The sequence below is a fragment of the Micromonospora ferruginea genome, assembly GCF_013694245.2.
Taxonomy (GTDB): domain Bacteria; phylum Actinomycetota; class Actinomycetes; order Mycobacteriales; family Micromonosporaceae; genus Micromonospora; species Micromonospora robiginosa.
The window spans coordinates 3,670,802-3,692,276 of record NZ_CP059322.2 but is presented as its reverse complement, the minus strand read 5'-3'; the positions used below and the strand labels follow the sequence as shown (position 1 = coordinate 3,692,276).

The 21,475-nt window shown below is 74.0% G+C and carries 18 protein-coding genes; 7 read left to right on the top strand and 11 right to left on the bottom strand.

Going from position 1 to position 21,475, the window contains the following annotated elements; translation table 11 throughout:
• Window positions 1-94 precede the first annotated feature (94 nt).
• From H1D33_RS15860 to H1D33_RS15830, 7 genes are all read right to left on the bottom strand, one after another.
• The gene (locus H1D33_RS15860; RefSeq protein ID WP_181572395.1) at window positions 95-874 is read right to left on the bottom strand and encodes an anti-sigma factor family protein; all 780 of its coding nucleotides are present in this window, start codon (window positions 872-874) and stop codon (window positions 95-97) included.
• Complete coding sequence (locus H1D33_RS15855; protein WP_181572396.1) at window positions 871-1,569, bottom strand: sigma-70 family RNA polymerase sigma factor; 699 nt, start codon at window positions 1,567-1,569, stop codon at window positions 871-873. Before H1D33_RS15855 ends, H1D33_RS15860 begins: the two co-directional genes overlap by 4 nt.
• A gap of 82 nt (window positions 1,570-1,651) precedes the next feature.
• Window positions 1,652-2,509, bottom strand: a complete 858-nt coding sequence (locus H1D33_RS15850; protein ID WP_181572397.1) for a spermidine synthase — start codon at window positions 2,507-2,509, stop codon at window positions 1,652-1,654.
• The gene (locus tag H1D33_RS15845) at window positions 2,509-3,477 is read right to left on the bottom strand and encodes a hypothetical protein (RefSeq protein ID WP_181572398.1); all 969 of its coding nucleotides are present in this window, start codon (window positions 3,475-3,477) and stop codon (window positions 2,509-2,511) included. The genes H1D33_RS15850 and H1D33_RS15845 overlap by 1 nt, the downstream gene beginning before the upstream one ends.
• Before the next feature lie 115 nt (window positions 3,478-3,592).
• Window positions 3,593-6,046 carry an AAA family ATPase gene (locus tag H1D33_RS15840; protein WP_414685542.1) on the bottom strand — a complete coding sequence of 818 codons (2,454 nt, stop codon included), beginning with the start codon at window positions 6,044-6,046 and terminating at the stop codon, window positions 3,593-3,595.
• Window positions 6,047-6,066: 20 nt separating this feature from the next.
• The gene (locus tag H1D33_RS15835; RefSeq protein WP_181572400.1) at window positions 6,067-7,215 is read right to left on the bottom strand and encodes an exonuclease SbcCD subunit D; all 1,149 of its coding nucleotides are present in this window, start codon (window positions 7,213-7,215) and stop codon (window positions 6,067-6,069) included.
• Between the two features lie 12 nt (window positions 7,216-7,227).
• Entirely contained in the window at window positions 7,228-8,976 is a 1,749-nt protein-coding gene (locus H1D33_RS15830) for an ATP-binding protein (RefSeq protein WP_181572401.1), read from the bottom strand.
• 219 nt (window positions 8,977-9,195) lie between these two features.
• Here H1D33_RS15830 and H1D33_RS15825 point away from each other — a divergent pair, with 219 nt between their 5' ends.
• Window positions 9,196-10,830: an alpha/beta fold hydrolase gene (locus H1D33_RS15825; protein ID WP_181572402.1), complete on the top strand. Its 1,635-nt coding sequence runs from the start codon at window positions 9,196-9,198 to the stop codon at window positions 10,828-10,830.
• 18 nt (window positions 10,831-10,848) lie between these two features.
• On the opposite strand, the gene H1D33_RS15820 is transcribed toward H1D33_RS15825, so the two are convergent.
• On the bottom strand, window positions 10,849-11,250 hold the full coding sequence (locus H1D33_RS15820) for a DUF7144 family membrane protein (protein WP_181572403.1): 402 nt from the start codon (window positions 11,248-11,250) through the stop codon (window positions 10,849-10,851).
• A 58-nt stretch (window positions 11,251-11,308) separates the two neighbouring features.
• Window positions 11,309-12,103, bottom strand: coding sequence for a pyrimidine reductase family protein (locus tag H1D33_RS15815; RefSeq protein ID WP_181572404.1), 795 nt, complete (start codon window positions 12,101-12,103; stop codon window positions 11,309-11,311).
• Window positions 12,104-12,414: 311 nt separating this feature from the next.
• Here H1D33_RS15815 and H1D33_RS15810 point away from each other — a divergent pair, with 311 nt between their 5' ends.
• From H1D33_RS15810 to H1D33_RS15790, 5 genes are all read left to right on the top strand, one after another.
• Complete coding sequence (locus tag H1D33_RS15810) at window positions 12,415-13,731, top strand: ABC transporter substrate-binding protein (RefSeq protein ID WP_181572405.1); 1,317 nt, start codon at window positions 12,415-12,417, stop codon at window positions 13,729-13,731.
• A 121-nt stretch (window positions 13,732-13,852) separates the two neighbouring features.
• A complete protein-coding gene (locus H1D33_RS15805; protein WP_181572406.1) occupies window positions 13,853-14,830 on the top strand; it encodes a carbohydrate ABC transporter permease in 978 nt (325 codons plus the stop codon).
• A gap of 10 nt (window positions 14,831-14,840) precedes the next feature.
• Entirely contained in the window at window positions 14,841-15,737 is an 897-nt protein-coding gene (locus tag H1D33_RS15800) for a carbohydrate ABC transporter permease (RefSeq protein WP_181572407.1), read from the top strand.
• Entirely contained in the window at window positions 15,734-17,167 is a 1,434-nt protein-coding gene (locus H1D33_RS15795; RefSeq protein ID WP_181572408.1) for a GH1 family beta-glucosidase, read from the top strand. The genes H1D33_RS15800 and H1D33_RS15795 overlap by 4 nt, the downstream gene beginning before the upstream one ends.
• Window positions 17,168-17,251: 84 nt before the next feature.
• Entirely contained in the window at window positions 17,252-18,298 is a 1,047-nt protein-coding gene (locus H1D33_RS15790; protein ID WP_181572409.1) for a LacI family DNA-binding transcriptional regulator, read from the top strand.
• 4 nt (window positions 18,299-18,302) lie between these two features.
• Here the strand turns inward: H1D33_RS15790 and H1D33_RS15785 are convergent, their stop codons facing one another.
• The gene (locus H1D33_RS15785) at window positions 18,303-19,514 is read right to left on the bottom strand and encodes an acyl-CoA dehydrogenase family protein (RefSeq protein WP_181572410.1); all 1,212 of its coding nucleotides are present in this window, start codon (window positions 19,512-19,514) and stop codon (window positions 18,303-18,305) included.
• Window positions 19,515-20,588: a phosphotransferase family protein gene (locus tag H1D33_RS15780; protein WP_181572411.1), complete on the bottom strand. Its 1,074-nt coding sequence runs from the start codon at window positions 20,586-20,588 to the stop codon at window positions 19,515-19,517.
• Window positions 20,589-20,736: 148 nt separating this feature from the next.
• Between H1D33_RS15780 and H1D33_RS15775 the strand changes: the two genes are divergently transcribed.
• On the top strand, window positions 20,737-21,441 hold the full coding sequence (locus H1D33_RS15775) for an ACT domain-containing protein (RefSeq protein WP_181572412.1): 705 nt from the start codon (window positions 20,737-20,739) through the stop codon (window positions 21,439-21,441).
• The last annotated feature ends 34 nt before the right edge of the window (window positions 21,442-21,475 follow it).

The window sequence follows — 21,475 nt, the reverse complement described above, 5'->3', positions numbered from 1 at the left end:
GGACCACCGCGCGTGCGGCACTCCGAGGGGCCCGTCCGGGAACGACACGACGGCGCCGGGCGGAGGAACCGCCCGGCGCCGTCGACGTGGTGGATCAGAGGTCGGCGACCGTCACCAGCGGGCTGGCCACCCCGTTGACGTCGACCGACTGCACCTGGACCTTCGCGATGTCGCCCAGCGGGGCCGAGGTGGACGCGGTCAGCTCCAACCCGAGCGGGTTCTGGTTGGTGCCGTAGCCGCTGCCCGGCACCGACCAGGTGCCGACCACCTCGCTGGTGGCGTTCTTGCGCACCACCAGCAGCCGGCAGGTGCGCGGCCCCGGCAGCCGGTTGAGCTGCAGGCTGATCTGGGTGCCGTACTCCTTCTTCGCCAGCCACATCGTGGTCTTCACGCCGGTGCCCGGATCGGTGGCGTTGTGCTGGTCGCCCTCCTGCTCGTTCCCGCCGATGTTCGGGTCGTTCGGATCGGCGGGCGCGCTGCTCGGCGCCGCGGTCGGCACGCTCTGCGTCGGCTCGGCCTGCGGCGTCGCCGGCGGGTCACCGCCGAGGAACCCGGCCGCGACACCGCTCAGGCCGCCGAACACCACCACGGCCGCCGCGGTGGCCAGCAACTGCCGCACCCGGGTACGCCGGCGGTCCCGCCGCACCGCACCCAGCGTCCGGTCCAGCAGCGCCGGATCGGTGTGGGTCTGCTCCAGCGCGGCCATCGACTCGCCGTCGATGCCGGAGAGCATCCCCACCACCGGCACCATCGTCTCCAGCTCCGCCGCGCACGCCCAGCAGGTGGCCAGGTGCTCCTCGAACCGCTCGGCGTCCTGTGCGTCCAGCACGCCGAGCGCATACGCGGCGACGTCCATGTGGTCGGTCCGGCTCATTCCGTCACCCCCCTCTCCTGCAGAGCGGTGCGCAGCGCGCGCAGCGCGTAGTAGACCCGGGACTTGGCGGTGCCGAGCGGCAGGCCCAACTCCTCCGCCGCCTCGGGCACCGTCCGGCCCCGGAAGTACGTCGCCACCAGGATCTCCCGGTGCGACTGGCTCAGCGTACGCAGCGCGTCCGCCACCGTCATCGTGCGCAGCACCCGGTCGGTGCTGTCCGACTCGGCGAACGCGGTCAGGTCCCGGTCGTACGTCTCCGCCGGGCGGGCCTGCTCGCTGCGGTGCTCGTCGATGGCGATCCGCCGGGCCACCGTGACCAGCCACGGCCGCAGCGAGCCCTGCCCCGGCCCGCCGAGGCGGTGCGCGTTGCGCCAGGCCCGCAGCAGCGTCTCCTGCACGATGTCCTCGGCGCGCTGCCGGTCCCCACCGGTCAGCCGCATCACGAACATCAGCAGCGGGCCGGCGTGCTCCGCGTAGAGCAGGCGGATGAGCTGGTCCGAGTGACTGGCCTCGGCGGAGGTCGCCTGATGGCGTCCGGGGGCGGGTCGCGGCGGCACCGGGTCATTCTGGCGATCGGCGGGTCGTGCGTCGACCCCCCGGGTCGAGCGCGACGCGCGCGAGTGCGGCTGTGCCCGGGCGAACATCCACTCGGGCCTCGCCACCTCGCCGTGCCAGCCGGCCGCCACCGCATGCATGCAGACCTCCGGTGTCCAATGACATCAGCCGGCCCCCCACGGGCATGGCCGCCCGGGGATACGCACCGATCCGCCGATCGGATCAACGTTTGACGGAAAAAATTCCTGGCGGCGGTGGAGTGGAGTCGACGGCGTCCACGTCGCGCACCACCGGCACCCCGCCGGCGAACCGGTCCAGCTCCTCGCCGGCCACCACCCGGCCGGGGAACCAGTCGCCGGCCGCGCGCCGGGCCAGCTCCGGCACCGGCGGCTCCACCCGGGACGCCACCAGCACCAGGTTGCCGTAGCGCCGGCCGCGCAACACCGCCGCGTCACCCACCAGGCAGGCCCGGGGCAGGACGGTACGCACGGTGGCGACCTGCCCGCGGGCGTGCCGCAGCGGCGGGCCGTCGGCGACGTTCGCCAGGTACGAGCCGTCGGGCGCCAGCACCCGGGCCACCTCGGCGGCGTACTCCACCGAGGTCAGGTGGGCGGGGGTGCGGGCACCGGCGAACACGTCCGCCACGATCACGTCGTACCCGCCGTCGCGGGAGGACGCCAGCGTGGCCCGGGCGTCGGCCACCCGCACCCGCAGCCGGGGATCGGACGGCCAGGGCAGCACCCGCCGGACCAGCTCCACCAGCGCGCCGTCCACCTCGGACACCCGCTGCGTCGAGCCCGGCCGGGTGGCCTGCACGTACCGGGGCAGGGTGAGCGCGCCGCCGCCCAGGTGCAGCACCCGCAGCGGCGCGCCGGCCGGCGCCACCAGGTCGATCGCGGCGGCGAGCCGCCGGACGTACTCGAACTCCAGATGGGTCGGGTCGGCCAGGTCCACGTGCGACTGCGGCGCGCCGTCCAGCAGCAGCGTCCAGGAGCCGGGCCGGTCCCGGTCCGGCACCAGCTCGGCCCGGCCGGTGTCCACGTCCGCCGCCACCCGGTCGGTGTCGCGTCGCCGGCCCATCAGCGCCGCATCCCGCGCGCCGCCGAGGTGAGCACCCGGTGCAGCAGACGCGCGTCGCCGAGCATGCCGCGCAGCTTGCGCTCCAGCCCGGCGATCGGCACCAGGTTCTGCGGGGCGCGCGGATCCTTGTACGGCGTGGACGCGAACCGGGGCAGCGTGACCAGCGACAGGTCGGCCAGCGCGATCGCCTCCGGCACGGTCAGCTCGGCCGAGCACTCCATCCGCACGATGCCCGCCCAGGGCGCCCCCGCGGCCACCGGCAGCCGCAGATACCAGGACCAGCCGCCCCACGCCGTGCCCAGCCGGAACACCGGGCAGCGCTGGCCCGGCGCCAGCCCGGTCACCACCGCGGTGAGCCGGGCGTCGAGATACTGGCTGTGCTGGGTCTTGATGTAGCCGAGCGTGCGCGGCAGGTTCCGCCGGCTGCGCAGCGGACCGTCCACCACCAGCAGGTCACCGTCGGTGCGCACCGCGTCGGAGACGTCCACCTCCAGCGCGGTGAGCGGGCCCTGCACCGCGGCCGGCAGCTTGCTCAGCTCACCGGTGCCGCCGACCCGGTGCACCGGGTAGCGGATCGCGCCGGCCACCACGTCCTGCGCGGACGGGCTGGCGGTGAACAGCCCCCGCCCCACCCGCGCCCCGGCCAGCTCGGCGGCGCCCCGGTCCAGGTCGCAACGGACCACCCCGGCCGCGTACGAGGCGGCGATGCCGGGAAACGAGCCGCCGTCCTCCTCGGCCGTCCAGACGCTGGCGTCGATCCGGCGGACCCCGTCGACCAGCAGCACCACGTCCGGCGCCCGCACCCCCGGCCGGACGTCGATCGCCCGCCAGTCGGTGACCGGCAGCTCGACATCGGCCTCGACCTGGGCGCTGCTCGGCGCCGCCGGCCCGGCCCCGCCCGCGGCCTCGAACGACGCGCCGTAGGCCGGATCCCACGAGTCGACGAAGAACCGGGGCTGTGCGCTCACGGGGCTGATCTTTCGTTCGCGACTGCGGGGCTCCGCTGCGCGGCACTCCTCGCGCTCACGGGGGCCAGTCTTTCGTTCGCGACTGCGGGGCTCCGCTGCGCTGCACTCCTCGCGCTCACAGGCCGGTCCGCTCGACGCGGGCCGTGCGAGCGTCCTTACGGACCTCGAAGCGGACCGGGATCCGCTCGGCCAGCGCCGGGACGTGGGTGACCACGCCGACCATCCGGTCGCCCCGGGCGGCCAGGTTCTCCAGCGTCGCCGCGACCGTGTCCAGCGTCGCCGCGTCCAACGTGCCGAAGCCCTCGTCCAGCACGATCGACTCCAGGCTGGCCGCGCTCGTGGACATGCCCGCGAGCTGCTCCGACAGCGCCAGCGCCAGCGCCAGTGACGCCTGGAACGTCTCCCCGCCGGACAGCGTCCGCACCGCGCGTCGCAGCCCCGCGTCGTGGTGGTCGACCACGAAGAACTCACCCTTGTCGTGGATCAGGTCGTACTGCCCGGCGGACAGCTCCCGCAGGATCCGCGATGCGCCGTCGACCAGCAGGTCCAGCGCCTCGGTCAGCAACCACCGCTCGAAGTTGTTGGCCCGCAGGTGCCCGGCCAGCGCCCGGGCCACCCGCGCCTCGCGCTCGTGCCCGGCCCGCTGCTCGCGCAGCTCGGCCGCCTGCTCGCGGCGCTCGGTCAGCCGGCGCAGCTCCGCCTCGGCCCGCTCGACCGCCACCGCGACGTCACGCAGCGGATCGGCCGGCGCGTCCAGGCCGGCGGCGGTGAACAACGCGCCGATCCGGTCGGCCACCTCGCCCGCCGCCCGCCCCGCCGCCTCGACCGAGGCGGCCAGCCCGGCCCGGTCGGCGCGCCGCCGGTCGGCCTGCTCGCCCGCCCAGCCGGCCAGCGCCGCCCAGGCGCCGGCCACGTCGTCCCGGTCGGCGGCCGGCGGCCCGAACCGGGCCAGCCGGTCCCGCACCGCGTCGAAGTCCCGCCAGGCCCGGCGCAACCGGTCCTGCGCGCCGTCGAGCGCGCCCCGCGCCCGGCGGGCCGCCTCCCGGCCGGCCCGCACCGCGCCGGCCGCCTCGTCCAGCCCCGCCCGCAGCCGGGCGTGCTCGGCCAGCGCCAGGCGCAGCGCGTCCGGCGCGGGCGCGTCCGCGAGCTGCCCGTCCAGCTCGGCCAGCCGCGCCGCGAGCTGGTCGTGCTCGGCCCGGGCGCGCAGCAGCACCCGGTCCAGGTCGCGGGCGGCGGCGTCGCGCTCGGTCACCACCCGCTTGGCGGCCTCGCTGGCCGCCCGGGCCGTCTTGCCGGCCGCGAGCGCCCGGGCCACCGCCGAGCCCTTCGGCACCGCCGGCACGGCCGTCACCACCTGCTCGCACACCGGACAGGGCGCGCCGCCGACCAGGTGCGCCCGCAGCGCCACCGCCTGGTCGGCGGCCTTCGCCTCGTCGTGCGCCCGGAACGCCGCCTCCAGCTCGACCTCGGCCCGCTCCGCGTCGGCCCGCGCCGAGGCCAGCGCCGCCACCGCCGCGTCGTGCTCGGCCCGCGCCGCCCCGACCGCCGCGCGGACCGTCGCCGCCTCGCCGGTCAACCGCTCCCGGTCGCCGTACGCCCGCAGTTGCAGGCGCAACGCGCTCTCGTCGCCGGCCGAGGCCAGCTCGCCGCGCAGCTTCTCCTCCCGCTCCTCGGCCAGCCCCACCGCCGCGGTGGCCTCGTCGGCGGACACCCGGGCGGCGGTCACCGCCCGGGCCAGCTCCGCGATGCCCTCCGGCGCCCGCACCCCGTCCAGCACGCCCAGCTCGGCGTCGAGGTCGGCCAGCGCCGCCGCCCGCTCACCCGCCGTCGCCCGGGCACGCTCCAGCTCCGGTACGGCCGCCTCGACCGCCCCGGCCAACTCGCGCACCCGGTCGACCCGGCCCTGCGCCTCGGCCAGCCGGTCGTCGTCGACGTCGGCGAGACCGCCGAGCACCTTGTCGACCGTCTCCAGCTTCGCCTCGGCCTGCCCGGCGCGCTCGACCGCCTTCTTCTGCACGCCCTCGTAGACGCCCAGGCCGAGCAGGTTGACCAGGATCTGCTGGCGGGTCGCCGGCTTGGCGTGCAGGAAGTCGGCGAACTGCCCCTGCGGCAGCACCACGCAGGAGGTGAACTGCTCGTAGGGCAGCCCGACCGCGTCGAGCACCGCCTGTTCCATCTCGGCCGGCGTGCCGGCCACCACGTCGCCCAGGTCGTCCGGGCTGAGCCCGGTGTCGAGCTTGGTGACGTCGAAGCCGGGCGGCATGAGCTGGAGCCCGGCGTTCGCCGTCTTCACCGTGCCCCGGCCGTCGCGGCGCACCACCCGGGTGGCGACGTAGCGGTCGCCGGCGGACTCGAAGACCAACCGGACCCGGGCCTCGGTGGCCGACGGCGCCAACGCGTTGGCCAGCCCCCGCGTCCCGCCCCAGCGGGGCACCGTGCCGTAGAGCGCGAAGCAGATCGCGTCGAGCACCGTCGACTTGCCCGAGCCGGTCGGCCCGACCAGCGCGAAGAAGTCGGCGTCGGTGAAGTCGACGGTGGTCTCCTCGCGGAAGACGGTGAAGCCGGCCATGTCCAGCCGCATCGGCCGCATCAGTGCTCGACCTCCTCGAGCAGCTCGTCGAAGAGCTCCCGGACGCCCTCGTCGGCGTGGCCGCGGCTGCCCAGGTAGTCGGCGAACAACTCGCGCGGGGAGCGCCCGGCCCGCTGGGCGGTGCGGGTGCCGCTGCCCGGCGCCGGCACCAGCTCCGGGTCGATCCGGATCTCCAGCGCCCGGGGGAGCAGCTCCTGCACCTCCTCACGCAGCCCGGCCCGGGGCTGCTCCCGGACGAAGACCCGCAGCCAGCCGTCCGGCGGCTCGATCTCGGCGAGCTGGGCCAGCGTGCCGCGCACCGTGCGCAGCGGCACCGCGCCGGGCACCGGCACCTCCCGGATCCGCGCGGCGGTGGTCGCGGTGACCTCCACGACCGTCACCGAGCCGACGTTCTCCTGCTCGCCGAAGTCGACCGCGAGCGGGCTGCCGCTGTAGCGGATCGGGCAGGGGCCGATGACCCGCTGCGAACGGTGCAGGTGGCCCAGCGCCACGTAGTGCGCGTTGCCGGGGAAGACGGTGGCCGGCACCGCGTAGCCGAGCACGGTGTGCGCGTCCCGCTCGCCGCCGCCGGTGCTCGCGCCGACCACGGTGAGGTGGGCGGTGACCAGGTGCACCCGGTCCGGCTCGGTGAAACCCTCGGCCAGCTTGTCGAGCACCCGGCCGAGGTGGTCGGCGTAGGTCTGGTTGGCCTCGGCCGGGGTCAGCGTGTACATCTCCACCGCCCGGACGGCGTAGCGCTGGGACAGGAACGGCAGCGCGGCCACCTGCCAGCGCTCGCCGTCGCGGGTCACCCCGTCGACGACGTGCTCGGCCGGACTCTCCCGGACGCTGCCGCGCAGCGTGATCCCGGCGGCCTCGGCCCACGGGCGCAGCGCGTCGAGCGCCGCGCCGTTGTCGTGGTTGCCGCCGATCACCACCACGTCCGCGCCGGTGCGGCGCAGCGCGGTCAGCGCCCGGGTGACCAGCCGGGTCGCCTCCGGGGTGGGCGCGGCGGTGTCGTAGAGGTCACCCGCGACGATCACCAGGTCGGGCCGCTCCTCGCGGGCGATGTCGATGACCTGGGCGAGGACCTGCGTGTGCTCCTCGGCCCGGGACTGCCCCTTGAGGACCTTGCCGACGTGCCAGTCGGAGGTGTGCAGGATCTTCATGGTGGGTGCCGCCTAGAACGGGATGTCGTCGTCGGAGGAGCCGGAGCCGACCACCGCGAACGGATCGGCGGACTGCGTGATCGACCGTAGCGTCTCCGACGGCGGGCGGCCCGCCTCGGAGACCCGGGTGGCCCACGCCGGGAACGGGAACTCCAGGCAGAGCGGCACCGGGATGTCGGGCTGGTTGACGAACATGGTGCCCGGCTTGGCCAGCAGCGCGCGCTGGCGCTGGGCGGGCGGCAGGAAGCCGTATTCCGGGCGGGACGCCTCGGCCGGGTCGAGCCGGCCGACCACCCGGATCGCCGAGTTGGTGACGATCCGCCGCTCCACCTCGCTCGCGGTCTGCTGCGCGCCGACCAGGATCACCCCCAGCGAGCGACCCCGTTCGGCGATGTCGAGCAGCACCTCCTTGATCGGGGAGGAGCCCTCGCGCGGCGCGTACTTGTTCAGCTCGTCGAGCACGACGAACAGCAACGGCTTGGCGGTGCCGGCCTTCTCCTTGCGCTCGAACTCGCTCTTCAGCGTCACGCCGACCACGAAGCGCTGCGCGCGGTCCGGCAGGTTGTGCAGGTCGACCACGGTGACCTGGGCGCTCTCCGCGGTGTTGATCGAGTGCGGCCGGCGGGTGGCCAGATCACCGCGGATCAGCCGGCCCAGGTCCTTCTTGCTGCCGATCAGCCGGCGGGCGAACGCGTTGACCGTGCCCAGCCCGACCGCGCTGCCGGCCCACTCGCCCCGGGTCTCGTCGTCGTTGAGCTGCTCGACGACGTGGTCGACCAGGTCGGCGTAGGAGCCCAGGCGGACCCCGTCGATGCTCACCCCGCCGTCGGCGGGCTGGGCGTACCGGGCCAGGTGGGCGGCGACCGAGTGGACCACCATGGTGTATTGCTGGCGCTCGTCGTCGGCGTCGGCGAACACGTAGGGCAGCAGGCGGTCGGCGCAGAACTCGCTGAGCGTCCAGTAGAAGCTGTCGACGCCGGTGAGCCGGCTGCTCACGTCGGGCGTGCCGGAGGAGTCGCCGACCCGGGGCGGGGCGTAGACCCGCACGTCGGGGAACGCGCCGGCGTCGAGGCCGAGCTTCGCGTAGGCCGCGCGGGTCGGGTCGTCGAGCCGGCTGTTGGGGTGGTCGAGGAAGAGCAGGTCCTCGCCCTTGACGTTGAAGATCAGCGCCTTGGCGTTGACCGCGTCGCCGCCGAGCACCCCGGAGCGGAACACCGAGTAGAGCAGGAAGGTGGCGAAGCTGGTCTTGGTGGCGACGCCGGAGATGCCGGAGATGGATACGTGCGCGCCCCGGGTGCCGTCGAGGAAGTCGGCGTTGAGGTAGACCGGCACGCCGTCGCGGCCCATCCCCATCGGGATCCGCCGTTCCATCCGGTCGAAGTGCAGCGCCCGGGCCCGGGCGTCACCCTCGGCCCGGTGCACCACCGCGCCGGGGGTCGGCGGGACGTAGAACTCCGGGTCGACCCGGGTGGTGGTGACCTCGGCCGCCTCCTGCACCTGCGCCGGCAGCGTGCCGTCGGCGATGGCGAAGACGTCGGAGTCGAACTGTGCCCCCTCGTGCCGGGCCCGCACCTGGGTCACCACGCCGGCGATCGTCACCGGCTCGCGGTCGGGCAGCTCGCGCCGGGTCACCACCACGTCGTCGAGCTGCAGGTAGCTCCCCGGGGCGACGGCGGTCCAGAAGGTGAGCGGGGTGGCGTCGGCGGTGCCGAGCACCCGGCCGACACCCTCGCCGGGCCCGTCGAGCTGGTCGTCGGTCATCGGCGGTCTCCGGTCGGCTGGTCGTTCCGGTCACGGCGCACGCCCTGCATCCTGCCCGAGGGATGCGACAGGTTGCCACGCGACGCGTCGGACGCCACGTCGGCGCGTCCCGGCCGGTCGCCGCGCGGATCCGACCGGCCACGGTACGTGTGATTCCGCCTCGGCGGGCCGCCCGGCGCGGGATCCTGCAGGGGGGCCGGGAGAGCGGGGGAGCGGGACGTGGCGTCGACGCGGGGCCGGCTGGTCGGGCTGTTCGCCCTGGCCGCGGCGCTGCCGGCGGTCGAGGAGGCGACGCTCGTGGCCGCCCGCTTCCACGCCGCGCAGGGCCTCGCGCCGCAGGTCACCGCGGTCTGGCCGTACGACTCGTACCACGACGTGCGGTGGCTGCTGGTCTACCACGACTCGTGGGGGAGCTTCGCGCTCGGCCTCCTCGCGCTGGTCGTGCTCCGGGCGTTGCTCTCCGCGGCGCTGACCTGGCTGGCCTGGCCGGCCGGGGCGGCCCGGCCGTCCCGACGCTGGCTGCTGCGACGCAACCTGGAGATCGCCGTGGTGGCCGCGCTGGTGGTCTCGCCGTGGGCCGCGCTCTCGGTCGCCTTCTCGGCGGTGGCGCTGTCCTGGTACCTGTTCGCGTCGCTCGGCCCGATGCTGGTGACCGCGCCGTTCCTGGCCCGCGCCGGGGTGGTCGACAGGTGGTGGCGCGGGCTGCCCACGATCGAGCTGTTCGGCTGGTCCACGCTGAACTTCGCGGTGCTCACGCTGGCCGGCGCGCTCATCTCCAGCGCCCCCGGCTGGTGGGGGGTGCCGGTCGCCGCGTTCGCCGGCGCGGTCAACGGCGCGCTCTGGCTGCGGGTGGTCGCCGCCGCGCTGCTGCCCGCCCGGGTCCGGCTGCCCCGGGTCCCGGCCGCGCCGATCGTGATCGTCCTGGCCATGGTCGGCGCGATCTGGGCCGAGTCGTTCATCGGGGTGGCGGCCGGCGGCCAGAGCGGGCCGTGGCGTCCGCCGATCGTGACCCAGCGGCTGCCGGCCGAGGTGCGCGAGGCGGTGATCGTGCTCGGTGGGCACGACTCGCGCTGGCGCGGGACGCCGTCGGCCGATCCCCGGGTGGAGCGGTTCTCCTACCGCGGGCTGGACGGCGGGGGCCGCCCCCTGCCCTACGAGCCGGAGGCGACCCACCAGTCGCTGGACGCCAGCGCCGCGTTGCTCGCCGCCCAGGTCCAGGCGTTGCACCGGCGGACGAGACGGCCGATCGCGCTGGTCGGGCAGAGTGAGGGCGCGATGGTGGCCCGGGCGTTCCTGGACAAGCTGCCGCGCGGGCCGGTGACCGCGGTGGTGCTGTTCAGCCCGCTGGTGCAGGCCGGTCGCACCTACTACCCACCCCCGGGGTACGAGGGCTGGGGGGTGGCCACCGGCTGGCAGTTGCGGGCCCTGTTCTGGCTGGCCAACCTGCCGCGCCCGGTGAAGGACCAGCCGGACGAGGAGTTCGTCCGGTCGATGCTGGTCGACGCCGCGTTCTATCGCAACCGCACGCTCTGCCCGGTGCCGGGCGTGCGGATCATCGCCTTCCTGCCCACGGTGAGCGCCGCCGAGGCGCCGCCCGGCGAGTACAGCCACGTGCCGGTCTACCAGATGCCCGCGTTCCACGGCGGCCTGATCGGCGACCGGGCCGTCCAGGACCAGGTGATCCGGTTTCTGGAGGGCGCGCCGGTGAACCAGCCCCGCCGGGAGTACGACCTGCTCCAGCGGCTCGGCTCGGCCTGGCAGGCGCCGTCGTTGCTGCTGTCGCAGAACCCGGTCTGGTCGGCCAGCCGGGAGGGTGACCCGGCGCGTACCGGCAAGGTCTGCCAGCCGCGCTGACCGGTGACCCCTCGGCGGTCAGCGCGCCCGCGCCGCCCGGTGGTGCCGCGCCAGCAGCCGCAGCGCGGCCCCGTTCAGCGCGACCACGACGACCGCCCGTGCCGGCGCGTACGGGAAGAGGAGCAGGTCGACCACGATCGCGGGCAGCACGCAGCAGAACGCCACCGGCACCGCCCAGCGCCGTCCGGTCAGCACGGCCAGGCCGGCGAGGACGACCGCGACCCCGACCGCGAGGTGCGCCCACGCCCAGCCGCCGAGGTCGACCTGGTAGACCCCGTCGGCGGTGGCCACCGCGAACCGCCCGTGCCGGGTGTGCGCCCAGGCCGAGACCGCGTCGACCAGGCCGGCCGTGGTGAGCAGCCCGGCGGCGAGCAGCGGCCGGCGGGCCGGGCCCGTGCCGAGCCGCTCCGTCGCATCCATCTGCCCAGGCTACGGGCCCTTTTCGAGGGCCCGCGACAAGTCGGCCGCGCGGGCGGGTTCAGGCGGCGGGCGCGGCGCCGGCGGGCGACGGGTCGGCCGGTTCGCCGCCGTGGCGGGCGTAGCGCAGCATCAGCATGCCGTCGGCGGCGGCCAGCACGTGTCGCAACGGCAGGTGCCGTGGGGCGCTCGCGTCGCCGGCGGTGATCCGGCCGGGGCCGGCGCCGGCGAGCAGCGGCGCCACCGTGAGGCACAGCTCGTCGACCAGGTCGGCGGCGGTGAGCGCGCCGAACAGGTGCGGGCCGCCTTCGCAGAGCACCTGGTCCAGCCCGCGGCGGCGCAGCTCGGCCAGGCCGGCGGCGAGGTCGACGCGGTCGGGGCCGCAGCGGATCAGGTCGGCCACCTCGGACAGCCCGGCCGGCGGTTCGGCCCTGTCGCGGGTGAGCACCAGCGGCCGGACCGGGGCGTCGGCGAAGCAGGCCTGGGCCGGGTCGAGGTCGAGCGAGCCGGAGACCACCACCAGCGTCGGGTACTCGGCCAGGCCCCGCTCGCGGCGCCAGGCGCGGCGTTCGGCGTTCAGCCGGACCGCGCGGTAGCCCTCGTGGCGCAGCGTGCCGGCGGCCACCAGCAGGCCGTCGCAGAGCATCCGCAGCATCCCGAAGACCCGCTTGTCCGGCTCGCCGGAGAGCCCGGCGGAGTAGCCGTCCAGGGTGACCGCGCCGTCCGCGCTGGCGACGAAGTTGACCCGCAGGTGCGGCCGCGTCGCGCGGCCGTAGAGCGCGGTGAGCTGCGGGTCGGTCAGCGGGCCGCCGACGGGCGTGGGCCAGATCCGTTCGATCGTGGTGCCGGCGCTCATTCGCCGGCCGGACCGGTGACCGGAGGGGTGGGTTCGGCGGCGCGGTGCTGGCAGTCGCACCACTTCCGGCCGGGGCACTCGTCGTGCCGCCGCTCCCGGCAGGCTCGGCAGATCATGCGGGCAGCCTAGTCGCGGTAACGAAATGGGAACGCTCCCACCGGCCTATTGACACCCCTGTTACCTCCCGGCAATCTCATGGGAGCGCTCCCGGGAGTGGCGTGAATCTCTTCCTTGCCCGCTCCGGCCCGGCGCGAAACGCACCCCCCACCACACGAATAACTCGCCTCACCACCGAAAGAGGGGTCTGAAAGATGAGCCTCCCCATCCGCCGTCGGCAGCTCGCGGCCATCGCGCTCGCGTCTGTCACGGTGCTGGCCACCGCCACCGCCTGCAGTGACGACTCGTCGGGCGGCAGCAGCGAGAGCGACGGTCCGGTCACCCTGGTCGTCGACGTCTTCGGCGACCAGGGCTTCGGCTACCAGGATCTGTACAAGCAGTACGAAGCCGAGCACAAGAACGTCAAGATCCAGGAGCGCGGCAAGGGCCTCGGCCTCGGTGACTACAACACCCGGCTGACCCAGCAGATCACCGCCGGCTCGGGCGCCGGCGACGTGGTGGCCCTCGAGGAGGGCACCATCGTCCAGTTCTACGCCCAGGCCGACAAGTTCGTGAACCTGGCCGACCACGGCGCGAACGACCTCAAGGGCAACTTCCTGCCGTGGAAGTGGGAGCAGGGCAGCACCCCCGACGGCAAGGTGCTGGGCCTCGGCACCGACGTCGGCTCGATGGCGCTCTGCTACCGCACCGACCTGTTCAAGGCCGCCGGCCTGCCCACCGACCGCGAGCAGGTCGGCGCGCTCTGGCCCACCTGGGACAAGTTCATCGAGGCCGGCCAGAAGTTCGCCGCCGCCGACAAGAAGCACAAGTTCGTCGACTCGGCGACCAACTTCTACAACGTGGTGCTGATGCAGGTCGCCGGCCAGGGCAGCGGCTACACGTACTACGACAAGAGCAACAAGATGGTCATCGACCAGAACCCGGACGTGCAGGCCGCGTACCAGCTCACCACCAAGATGATCGGTGCCGGGCTGTCGAACAACCTGCAGTCCTTCTCCAACGAGTGGAACGCCGGGTTCAAGAACGGCACCTTCGCCACCATCGCCTGCCCGGCGTGGATGACCGGTGTGATCAAGGGCCAGGCCGGTGACGCGGCGGCCGGCAAGTGGGACATCGCCAAGGCCCCCGGCGCGGGCGGCAACTGGGGTGGCTCGTTCCTCGGCGTGCCGAAGTCGAGCAAGCACCAGAAGGAGGCGGCCGAGCTGGCCAAGTTCCTGACCAGCGCGCAGGGCCAGATCGGCGCGTACAAGGCGGTCGGCAACCTGCCGTCCAACCCGCAGGCGCTCACCGACCCGGCCGTGGCCGACTCGACCAACGACTACTTCAGCAAGGCCCCGGTCGGCAAGATCTTCGCCGCCGGCGCCACCGACCTGAAGCCGGTCTACCTCGGCCCGAAGAACAACGCGGTCCGCACCGCCGTGGAGAACACGCTGCGCGCCGTCGAGCAGGGCAAGTCGGCCGACGAGCAGTGGCAGGCGGCCTTGAAGAACGGTGCGGCCGCCGGTAAGTGACCCGGCTGAGCCGCCCGCGGGTGGCGCCGGCAGCCCCGCGCTGCCGGCGCCACCCGCGGTGCCCGCAGAGCCCGGCGTCACCCGTGTGGCGGGTGACGCCGGCTGAGGAGAAGGACTCCTGATGAGCCTCGACCTGCACGCCACGGCGCCGCCCGAGCCCCGCCCGCCGCGCGCCCGCACCTCGCACCGCCGCGCCAGCTCGGCCACCAAGCTGGACCTGAAGTACTCGCCGTACCTGTACGTGCTGCCGTTCTTCCTGATCTTCGCGGTGTTCAGCGCGTACCCGATCGCCTACACGGTCTGGATCGCGCTGACCGACCGGTCCCCGCTGAACGCGACGATCTCGTTCGTCGGGCTGGACAACTTCGTCGAACTGATCACCGAGGACCCGCAGTTCTGGAACGCGGTGGTGAACACGTTCGGCATGTTCGTGCTCTCCACCGTGCCCCAGTTGATGCTGGCGCTCATGCTGGCCAACGCGTTGAACCGGAAGCTGCGCGCGCAGACCTTCTTCCGGATGGCCATCGCGATGCCGATCATCACCTCGACCGCGGTGGTCGCGCTGATCTTCTCGATGATCTACGCCAAGGACTTCGGCCTGGTCAACTGGCTGCTCGACAGCGTCGGCCTGGACCCGATCGACTGGCGGGCGAACCGCTTCGCCTCCTGGTTCGCCATCTCCACCATGGTCGACTGGCGCTGGGTCGGCTACAACGCGCTGATCTACCTGGCCGCCATGCAGTCGATCAGCAAGGACATGTACGAGGCCGCGGCGCTGGACGGCGCCTCGCGGCGGCGCCAGTTCTGGTCGATCACCGTCCCGCAGCTCCGCCCCACGATCATCTTCACGCTGATCATCTCGACCATCGGCGGGCTCCAGCTCTTCACCGAGCCGCTGCTGTTCACCAGCGGCTCCGGTGGCCTCTCCGGCGGCTCGGAGGGCCAGTTCCAGACCATCACGATGTACCTGCTCGACGTGATGAACCAGCGCTTCCGGTGGGGTTACGCCGGGGCGGTCGCGCTCGTGCTCTTCGTGCTCATCGCGCTGATGTCGACGGTCAACTACCTGCTGGCCCGACGCATCAGCTCCGACAAGTGAAGGTGACGAGATGACGACCACCACGCTTCGTCCGCCCACCCGGCCGACCGCGCCGGCCAGGGCCACCCACCAGGCCGAGCGGCTCTGGAAGGCCAGCCCGCTCACCTGGTTCGGGCTGGTCCTCGGGGTGATCCTGTCGCTGTTCCCGTTCTACTGGATGATCGTGATCGCCTCGCGGACCAACGACGCGGCCAACTCCTGGCCGCCGCCGTTCCTCCCGGGCGGCAAGCTCGGCGAGAACATCGAACGGGTGCTGGCCAACGGCGACGCCAACGTCGTCAAGGGCCTGATGAACTCGTTCCTGGTCTCCGGGACGATCACCGTCGCCACGGTGTTCTTCGGCTCGCTGGCCGGCTTCGCGTTCGCCAAGCTCCGGTTCCGGGGCAAGAACGCGCTGCTGCTGATCATCCTCGCCTCGATGATGGTGCCGATCCAGCTCGGTGTGCTCCCGCTCTACATCCTGATGGCGAAGCTCGACTGGCTGAACACCATGCCGTCGGTGACCGTGCCGTTCCTCATCGGCGGCTTCGGGATCTTCATGATGCGCCAGTACGCCGAGCAGGCGGTACCGAACGAGCTGATCGAGGCCGCCCGGGTGGACGGCTGCTCCACCTGGAAGGTCTACTGGCACGTGGTGATGCCCGCGCTGCGTCCCGCCGCCGCGGTGCTGGGCCTGCTGACCTTCATGGAACAGTGGAACCAGTTCTTCTGGCCGTTCGTGGTGCTGGCCGACCCGTCCAACCCGACGGTTCAGATCTCGCTGCGCAGCCTGAACACCGCCTACTTCGCCGACAACTCGCAGATCTTCGCCGGTACGTTGATCGCGACCCTGCCCCTGTTCATCGTGTTCGTTCTGTTCGGCCGCCAGATCATCGGCGGCATCATGGAAGGCGCCGTCAAGTCGTGAGCAACCCAGCCAGCCCGCCCGCCGTCGGCGTCCTCGACGAGGGCCCGGCCGTGACCTTCCCGCCCGGCTTCCTCTGGGGCGCGGCCACCGCCGCGTACCAGATCGAGGGCGCCGCGGCGGAGGGTGGCCGTACGCCGTCGATCTGGGACACCTTCAGCCACACCGAGGGTCGGACGGTGGCCGGGCACACCGGCGACGTGGCCTGCGACCACTACCACCGGATGCCGGACGACGTGCGGCTGATGGCCGACCTGGGGCTGCAGTCCTACCGGTTCTCCATCTCCTGGCCGCGGGTGCAGCCGGGCGGCGCCGGCGCGGCCAACCAGGAGGGGTTGGACTTCTACCGCCGCCTGGTCGACGAGCTGCTCGGCCACGGCATCGAGCCGTGGGTGACGCTCTACCACTGGGACCTGCCCCAGCCGCTGGAGGACGCCGGCGGCTGGCCGGCCCGGGACACCGCCGGCCGGTTCGCCGAATACTCGCAGCTCATCGCCGACGAGCTCGGCGACCGGGTGAAATACTTCACCACCCTGAACGAGCCGTGGTGCTCGGCGTTCCTCGGCTACGGCTCGGGCGTGCACGCGCCGGGCCGGTCGAACGGGGCGGACGCGGTCCGCGCCGGTCACCACCTGATGCTCGGGCACGGCCTGGCCGTGCAGGCGGTGCGGGCGTCCCGCCCGCAGGCGGAGCTGGGCATCACGGTGAACCTCTACCCGGTCACCCCGGCCACCGGCTCGGCGGCCGACGCGGACGCGGCCCGCCGGATCGACGCGCTGGCCAACCGCTTCTTCCTCGACCCGGTGCTGCGCGGCGCGTACCCGGCCGACCTGGTCGCCGACCTGCGCGAGGTGACCGACCTCGGGCACGTCCGCGACGGCGATCTGAAGACCATCTCCACCCCGCTGGACATGGTCGGGGTCAACTACTACAGCCGGCACGTGGTCGCCGCGCCGGTCGAGGGCGGCGAGCCGGAGCCCTACTGGCGGGCGCCGTCCTGCTGGCCGGGCAGCGAGGACGTCCGGTTCGTCACCCGTGGCGTGCCGGTGACGGACATGGACTGGGAGATCGACGCCCCGGGCCTGACCGAGACGCTGGAGCGGGTCCACCGGGAGTACACCGACCTGCCGCTCTACGTCACCGAGAACGGCTCGGCGTTCGTCGACACGCCGGTCGACGGCCGGGTCGACGACCCGGACCGGCTGGCCTACTTCGCCGCGCACCTGCGCGCGGCGCACGCCGCGATCGAGGCCGGGGTGCCGCTGAAGGGCTACTTCGCCTGGTCACTGATGGACAACTTCGAGTGGGCCTGGGGCTACACGAAGCGGTTCGGCATGGTCTATGTCGACTACGACACTCAGGCCCGGATCGCGAAGTCCAGCGCCAGGTGGTACGCCGACGTGATCCGACGCAACGGCCTGGCCGCACAATAAGCTGGGCCAGCCAGTAACGGGCGGCCCCGGCACCGGAGCCTCAACCGGTGCCGGGCCCGCCCGCCCGTCGGAGGAGCACAGACGATGACAACGCAGCGCACCCGCTCGCTCGGGCGCCCGACCCTCGACGCGGTCGCGGCCCGCGCCGGCGTCGGGCGCGGCACGGTCTCCCGCGTGGTCAACGGCTCGCCGCAGGTCAGTCCGGAGGCCCGGGCCGCCGTCCAGCAGGCCATCGCCGAGCTGGGGTACGTGCCCAACCGGGCCGCCCGGGCGCTGGTCACCCAGCGCACCGACTCGGTGGCCCTGGTGGTCTCCGAGTCGGGGGAGCGGGTCTTCACCGAGCCGTTCTTCGCGGCGATCGTCCGCGGCGTCAGCTCCGGGCTGCTGGAGACGCCGATGCAGCTCTGGCTGGCCATGGTGCAGTCGCCGATCGAGCGGGAGCGGGTCGAGCACCACCTGACCAACCAGCACGTGGACGGCGTACTCCTGCTCTCCCTGCACGACTCCGACCCGCTGCCCACGCTGCTGGAGGAGCGCGGCCTGCCCGCGGTGCTCGGCGGCCGGCCGGCCCGGATGCTGCACCCGAACGCCCAGCCGGCGTGGTTCGTCGACGTGGACAACGTGGGTGGCGCCCGGCGGGCGGTGGAGCACCTGTTCGTCCAGGGGCGGCGGCGGGTCGCCACCATCGCCGGCCCGCAGGACATGGGCGCCGGCCTGGCCCGGCTCTCCGGCTACCGGGAGGCGGTGCGGGCCGCCGGCAACGCGGTCGAGTCGGGCCTGATCGCGTACGGCGACTTCAGCGAGGGCAGCGGCACCGCCGCGATGCGCCGGCTGCTGGACGCCTGCCCGGACCTGGACGCCGTGTTCGTCGCCTCCGACCTGATGGCGTTCGGCGCGTTGCGCGCGTTGCGCGAGGCCGGTCGCCGGGTGCCGGAGGACGTCGCGGTGATCGGCTTCGACGACGCCCCGATCGCCCGCCAGGCGGAGCCGCCGCTGACCACCGTGTTCCAGCCGGTGGAGGAGATGGGCCGGCAGATGGCCCGCCTGCTGGTCTCGCGCATCCGCGGCGACGAGGTGCCCTCGCCGCACGTGCTGCTGGACACCGAGCTGATCCGCCGCGCCTCCGCCTGACCGGTCAGGACCAGCGGCGCAGCTCCCGCCGGGCCAGCGACGCTCGGTGCACCTCGTCCGGGCCGTCGGCGAGACGCAGCGTCCGGGCCTGGGCCCAGAGCGCGGCGAGCGGGGTGTCCTGGCTGACACCGGCCCCGCCGTACGCCTGGATGGCCTTGTCGATGACCCACTCGGCCATCGCCGGCGTGGCGATCTTGATGGCCTGGATCTCGGTGTGCGCGCCCTTGTTGCCGACCGTGTCCATCAACCACGCGGTCTTGAGCACCAGCAGCCGGGCCTGCTCGATCCGGACCCGGGACTCGGCGATCCACTCCCGCACCACGCCCTGCTCGGCGAGCGGACGGCCGAACGCGACCCGGTCGAGGGCCCGCCGGCAGAGCAGTTCCAACGCCCGCTCGGCCATGCCGACCAGCCGCATGCAGTGGTGGATGCGGCCCGGGCCGAGGCGGGCCTGGGCGATGGCGAAGCCGGTGCCCTCGGCGCCGACCAGGTTCTCCGCCGGCACCCGGACGCCGGAAAAGTCGATCTCGGCGTGCCCGCCGTGCGGGGCGTCGCTGTAGCCGAAGACGGTCATCCCGCGCCGTACCGTCACGCCCGGGGTGTCCCGGGGGACCAGGATCATGCTCTGCTGGCGGTGCCGGTCGGCGTCCGGGTCGGTCTTGCCCATCACGATGAAGATCTCGCAGCGCGGGTCCATCGCACCGGACGACCACCACTTGCGGCCGTCCACCACGTAGTGGTCGCCGTCGCGGGTGATCCGGGTGGCGATGTTCGTCGCGTCCGAGGAGGCGACCTCCGGCTCGGTCATGCAGAACGCGGAGCGGATGTCACCGGCGAGCAGCGGCGCGAGCCAGCGTTCCCGCTGCGCGTCGGAGCCGAACTCGGCCAGCAGCTCCATGTTGCCGGTGTCCGGCGCGGCGCAGTTGAGCGCCTCCGGGGCGAGGTGCGGGCTGCGTCCGGTCAGCTCGGCCAGCGGCGCGTACTGGAGGTTGGTCAGCCCGGCGCCGTAGCGCGCGTCCGGCAGGAAGAGGTTCCACAGGCCGCGGGCCCGGGCCTCGGCCTTCAGCTCGGCCATCACCGGCGGGCGGGCCCACGGGTCACCGGCGGCCAGCACCTGCTCGTGGTGCACCGGCTCGGCCGGGAGCACGCACTCGGTGAGGAACGCCTCCAGCTTCTGCCGCAGCTCGACCGTCCGGTCGTCGTACGCGAACTCCATCTATCTCTCCCTCACCGCGTGCAGACCGTGCGCGACCAGCGGCGCCACCATCTCGCCGATCCGGTCGAAGCCCTCGCCGAGCGTCTGCCCGAGGGTGTGGCGGTAGTGGATGCCCTCGCAGATCACCGCCAGCTTGAAGCAGCCCAGCGCCACGTGCCAGTGCAGCGGCCCGACGTCGACGTCGCTGCGCCCGGCGTAGCGGTCGATCAGCTCGGCCCCGGTGGGGAAGCCGGCGCGGGGGCCGATGCCGTCGGCCACCGGGTTGCCCTCGGCGTGCTCGCTGTCGCCCAGCACGTCCCAGTAGGTGAGCAGCAGGCCGAGGTCGGCGAGCGGGTCACCGAGCGTGGCCATCTCCCAGTCGAGCACGGCCCGCACCGCCACCGGGTCGACGGAGGCGAGCAGGTTGTCGAGCCGGTAGTCGCCGTGCACGACGCGACCCGCGTTCGCCCCCTCCGGGACGCTGCCGGCCAGCGCGTCGCGCAGCTCGTCGATGCCGGGCAGCGGGCGGCTGCGGGAGCGGTCGAGCTGACCGGCCCAGCGGCGGACCTGCCGGCCCAGATAGCCGTCCGGGCGACCGAAGTCGGCCAGCCCGACCTCTGCGGGCTCCACCCGGTGCAGCGTGGCGAGCGTGTCCATCATCGCCAGGGCGAGGTCGCGCCGCTGGTCGGCGGTGAGCGCGTCGGTCTGCGCCCGCCGCCGGTAGACCTCGCCGTCGACCTTGGCCATCAGGTAGAACGGCGCGCCGATCACGCTCTCGTCGGCGCAGAGCAGCAGCGCCTCCGGGACCGGTACGCCGGTCGGGGCCAGCGCCGAGATCACCCGGTGCTCCCGGGCCATGTCGTGCGCGGTGGCCAGCACGTGCCCGAGCGGCGGCCGGCGCAGCACCACCTCGCGGTCGCCGGCGCGCAGCAGGTAGGTCAGGTTGGACTTGCCGCCGGCGATCAGCCGCGCGGACAGCGGCCCGGCCAGCTCCGGCCGGTGCGTCGCCAGGTGGGCGGCGAGCCGGTCGAGGTCGAGCCCGCGGGGGGCCGGACCGGTCGGGGGCCGGGCGGCGTCGACGGCCGGATCGGTCATCCGGATAGTTGATGGCAGCTCAGCTTTGTTGTCAAGGTCGGATTTTCCCGGCGGGACACGCCGCGGCAACGGGGACGAAATGGCCAGCCGGCAGGCTGGGCCCCAGCCTGCCGGCCGTCGCCGGCCCGCCGAGCGGAGGGGATCAGACATGCTGCTGAGAGTTCGGGTGACCCTGCCGGACCGACCGGGCACGCTCGGCCAGGTGGCCCGGACACTCGGCGTCTCCGGCGCCGACATCGTCCAGGTGGTGGTGCTGGAGCGGCTCGGCGGGCGGGCGGTGGACGACTTCACCGTCGTCTGGCCCGGCGCGGCGCGGGTGGAGCGGCTGCTCGCCGGCCTGGCCGCGATCCCCGGCGTCCGGGTGGACGGGGTGTGGCGGGCCATCGGCACGCCGACCACCACCGGCCAGGACGCGGAACTGCTCGCCCAGGTGGCGGCGAACCCGACCGACGGGGTGGCCACGCTCGTCGACGCGGTTCCGGGGCTGCTCGCCGCCGACTGGGCGGTGGCCGCGGTGGTCCCGCTCGACTGGGCGTCGCGCAGCGGCGACGGCGGCTCGGCCACCGTCGGGCACGCGAGCTGGCGGGCGCCGACGCCGCCCAGGCTGCCCGAGGTGACGCCGCTGCGCGCCCGCGCGATGACCAGCCCGGACGGGCACCACTACGCGGTCGCGCCGTTCGGCCGCGCCGGCCTGGTGCTGGTGGTCTCCCGCGATCACAGCGAGCCGCTCTCGGCCGCCGCCTTCCACTCCACCGAGGTGGACCGGCTCGCCCAGTTGGTGCGCGCCAGCGCGGTGATCCTCGGCGACCGGCTCGACCTGGTGGGCGCGCCGCCGGTGACCACGATCACCTGAGCCGATGGCGGCCCGTCACCGGGGGGCAACGGGC

What these genes read in the sequence shown, in the direction of transcription:
- H1D33_RS15860 (WP_181572395.1), bottom strand. Translation starts at nt 874, where the DNA reads ATGAGCCGGACCGACCACATGGACGTCGCCGCGTATGCGCTCGGCGTG.
- H1D33_RS15855 (WP_181572396.1), bottom strand. Translation starts at nt 1,569, where the DNA reads ATGCATGCGGTGGCGGCCGGCTGGCACGGCGAGGTGGCGAGGCCCGAG.
- H1D33_RS15850 (WP_181572397.1), bottom strand. Translation starts at nt 2,509, where the DNA reads ATGGGCCGGCGACGCGACACCGACCGGGTGGCGGCGGACGTGGACACC.
- H1D33_RS15840 (WP_414685542.1), bottom strand. Translation starts at nt 6,046, where the DNA reads ATGGCCGGCTTCACCGTCTTCCGCGAGGAGACCACCGTCGACTTCACC.
- H1D33_RS15835 (WP_181572400.1), bottom strand. Translation starts at nt 7,215, where the DNA reads ATGAAGATCCTGCACACCTCCGACTGGCACGTCGGCAAGGTCCTCAAG.
- H1D33_RS15830 (WP_181572401.1), bottom strand. Translation starts at nt 8,976, where the DNA reads ATGACCGACGACCAGCTCGACGGGCCCGGCGAGGGTGTCGGCCGGGTG.
- H1D33_RS15820 (WP_181572403.1), bottom strand. Translation starts at nt 11,250, where the DNA reads ATGGATGCGACGGAGCGGCTCGGCACGGGCCCGGCCCGCCGGCCGCTG.
- H1D33_RS15815 (WP_181572404.1), bottom strand. Translation starts at nt 12,103, where the DNA reads ATGAGCGCCGGCACCACGATCGAACGGATCTGGCCCACGCCCGTCGGC.
- H1D33_RS15810 (WP_181572405.1), top strand. Translation starts at nt 12,415, where the DNA reads ATGAGCCTCCCCATCCGCCGTCGGCAGCTCGCGGCCATCGCGCTCGCG.
- H1D33_RS15805 (WP_181572406.1), top strand. Translation starts at nt 13,853, where the DNA reads ATGAGCCTCGACCTGCACGCCACGGCGCCGCCCGAGCCCCGCCCGCCG.
- H1D33_RS15800 (WP_181572407.1), top strand. Translation starts at nt 14,841, where the DNA reads ATGACGACCACCACGCTTCGTCCGCCCACCCGGCCGACCGCGCCGGCC.
- H1D33_RS15790 (WP_181572409.1), top strand. Translation starts at nt 17,252, where the DNA reads ATGACAACGCAGCGCACCCGCTCGCTCGGGCGCCCGACCCTCGACGCG.
- H1D33_RS15785 (WP_181572410.1), bottom strand. Translation starts at nt 19,514, where the DNA reads ATGGAGTTCGCGTACGACGACCGGACGGTCGAGCTGCGGCAGAAGCTG.
- H1D33_RS15780 (WP_181572411.1), bottom strand. Translation starts at nt 20,588, where the DNA reads ATGACCGATCCGGCCGTCGACGCCGCCCGGCCCCCGACCGGTCCGGCC.
- H1D33_RS15775 (WP_181572412.1), top strand. Translation starts at nt 20,737, where the DNA reads ATGCTGCTGAGAGTTCGGGTGACCCTGCCGGACCGACCGGGCACGCTC.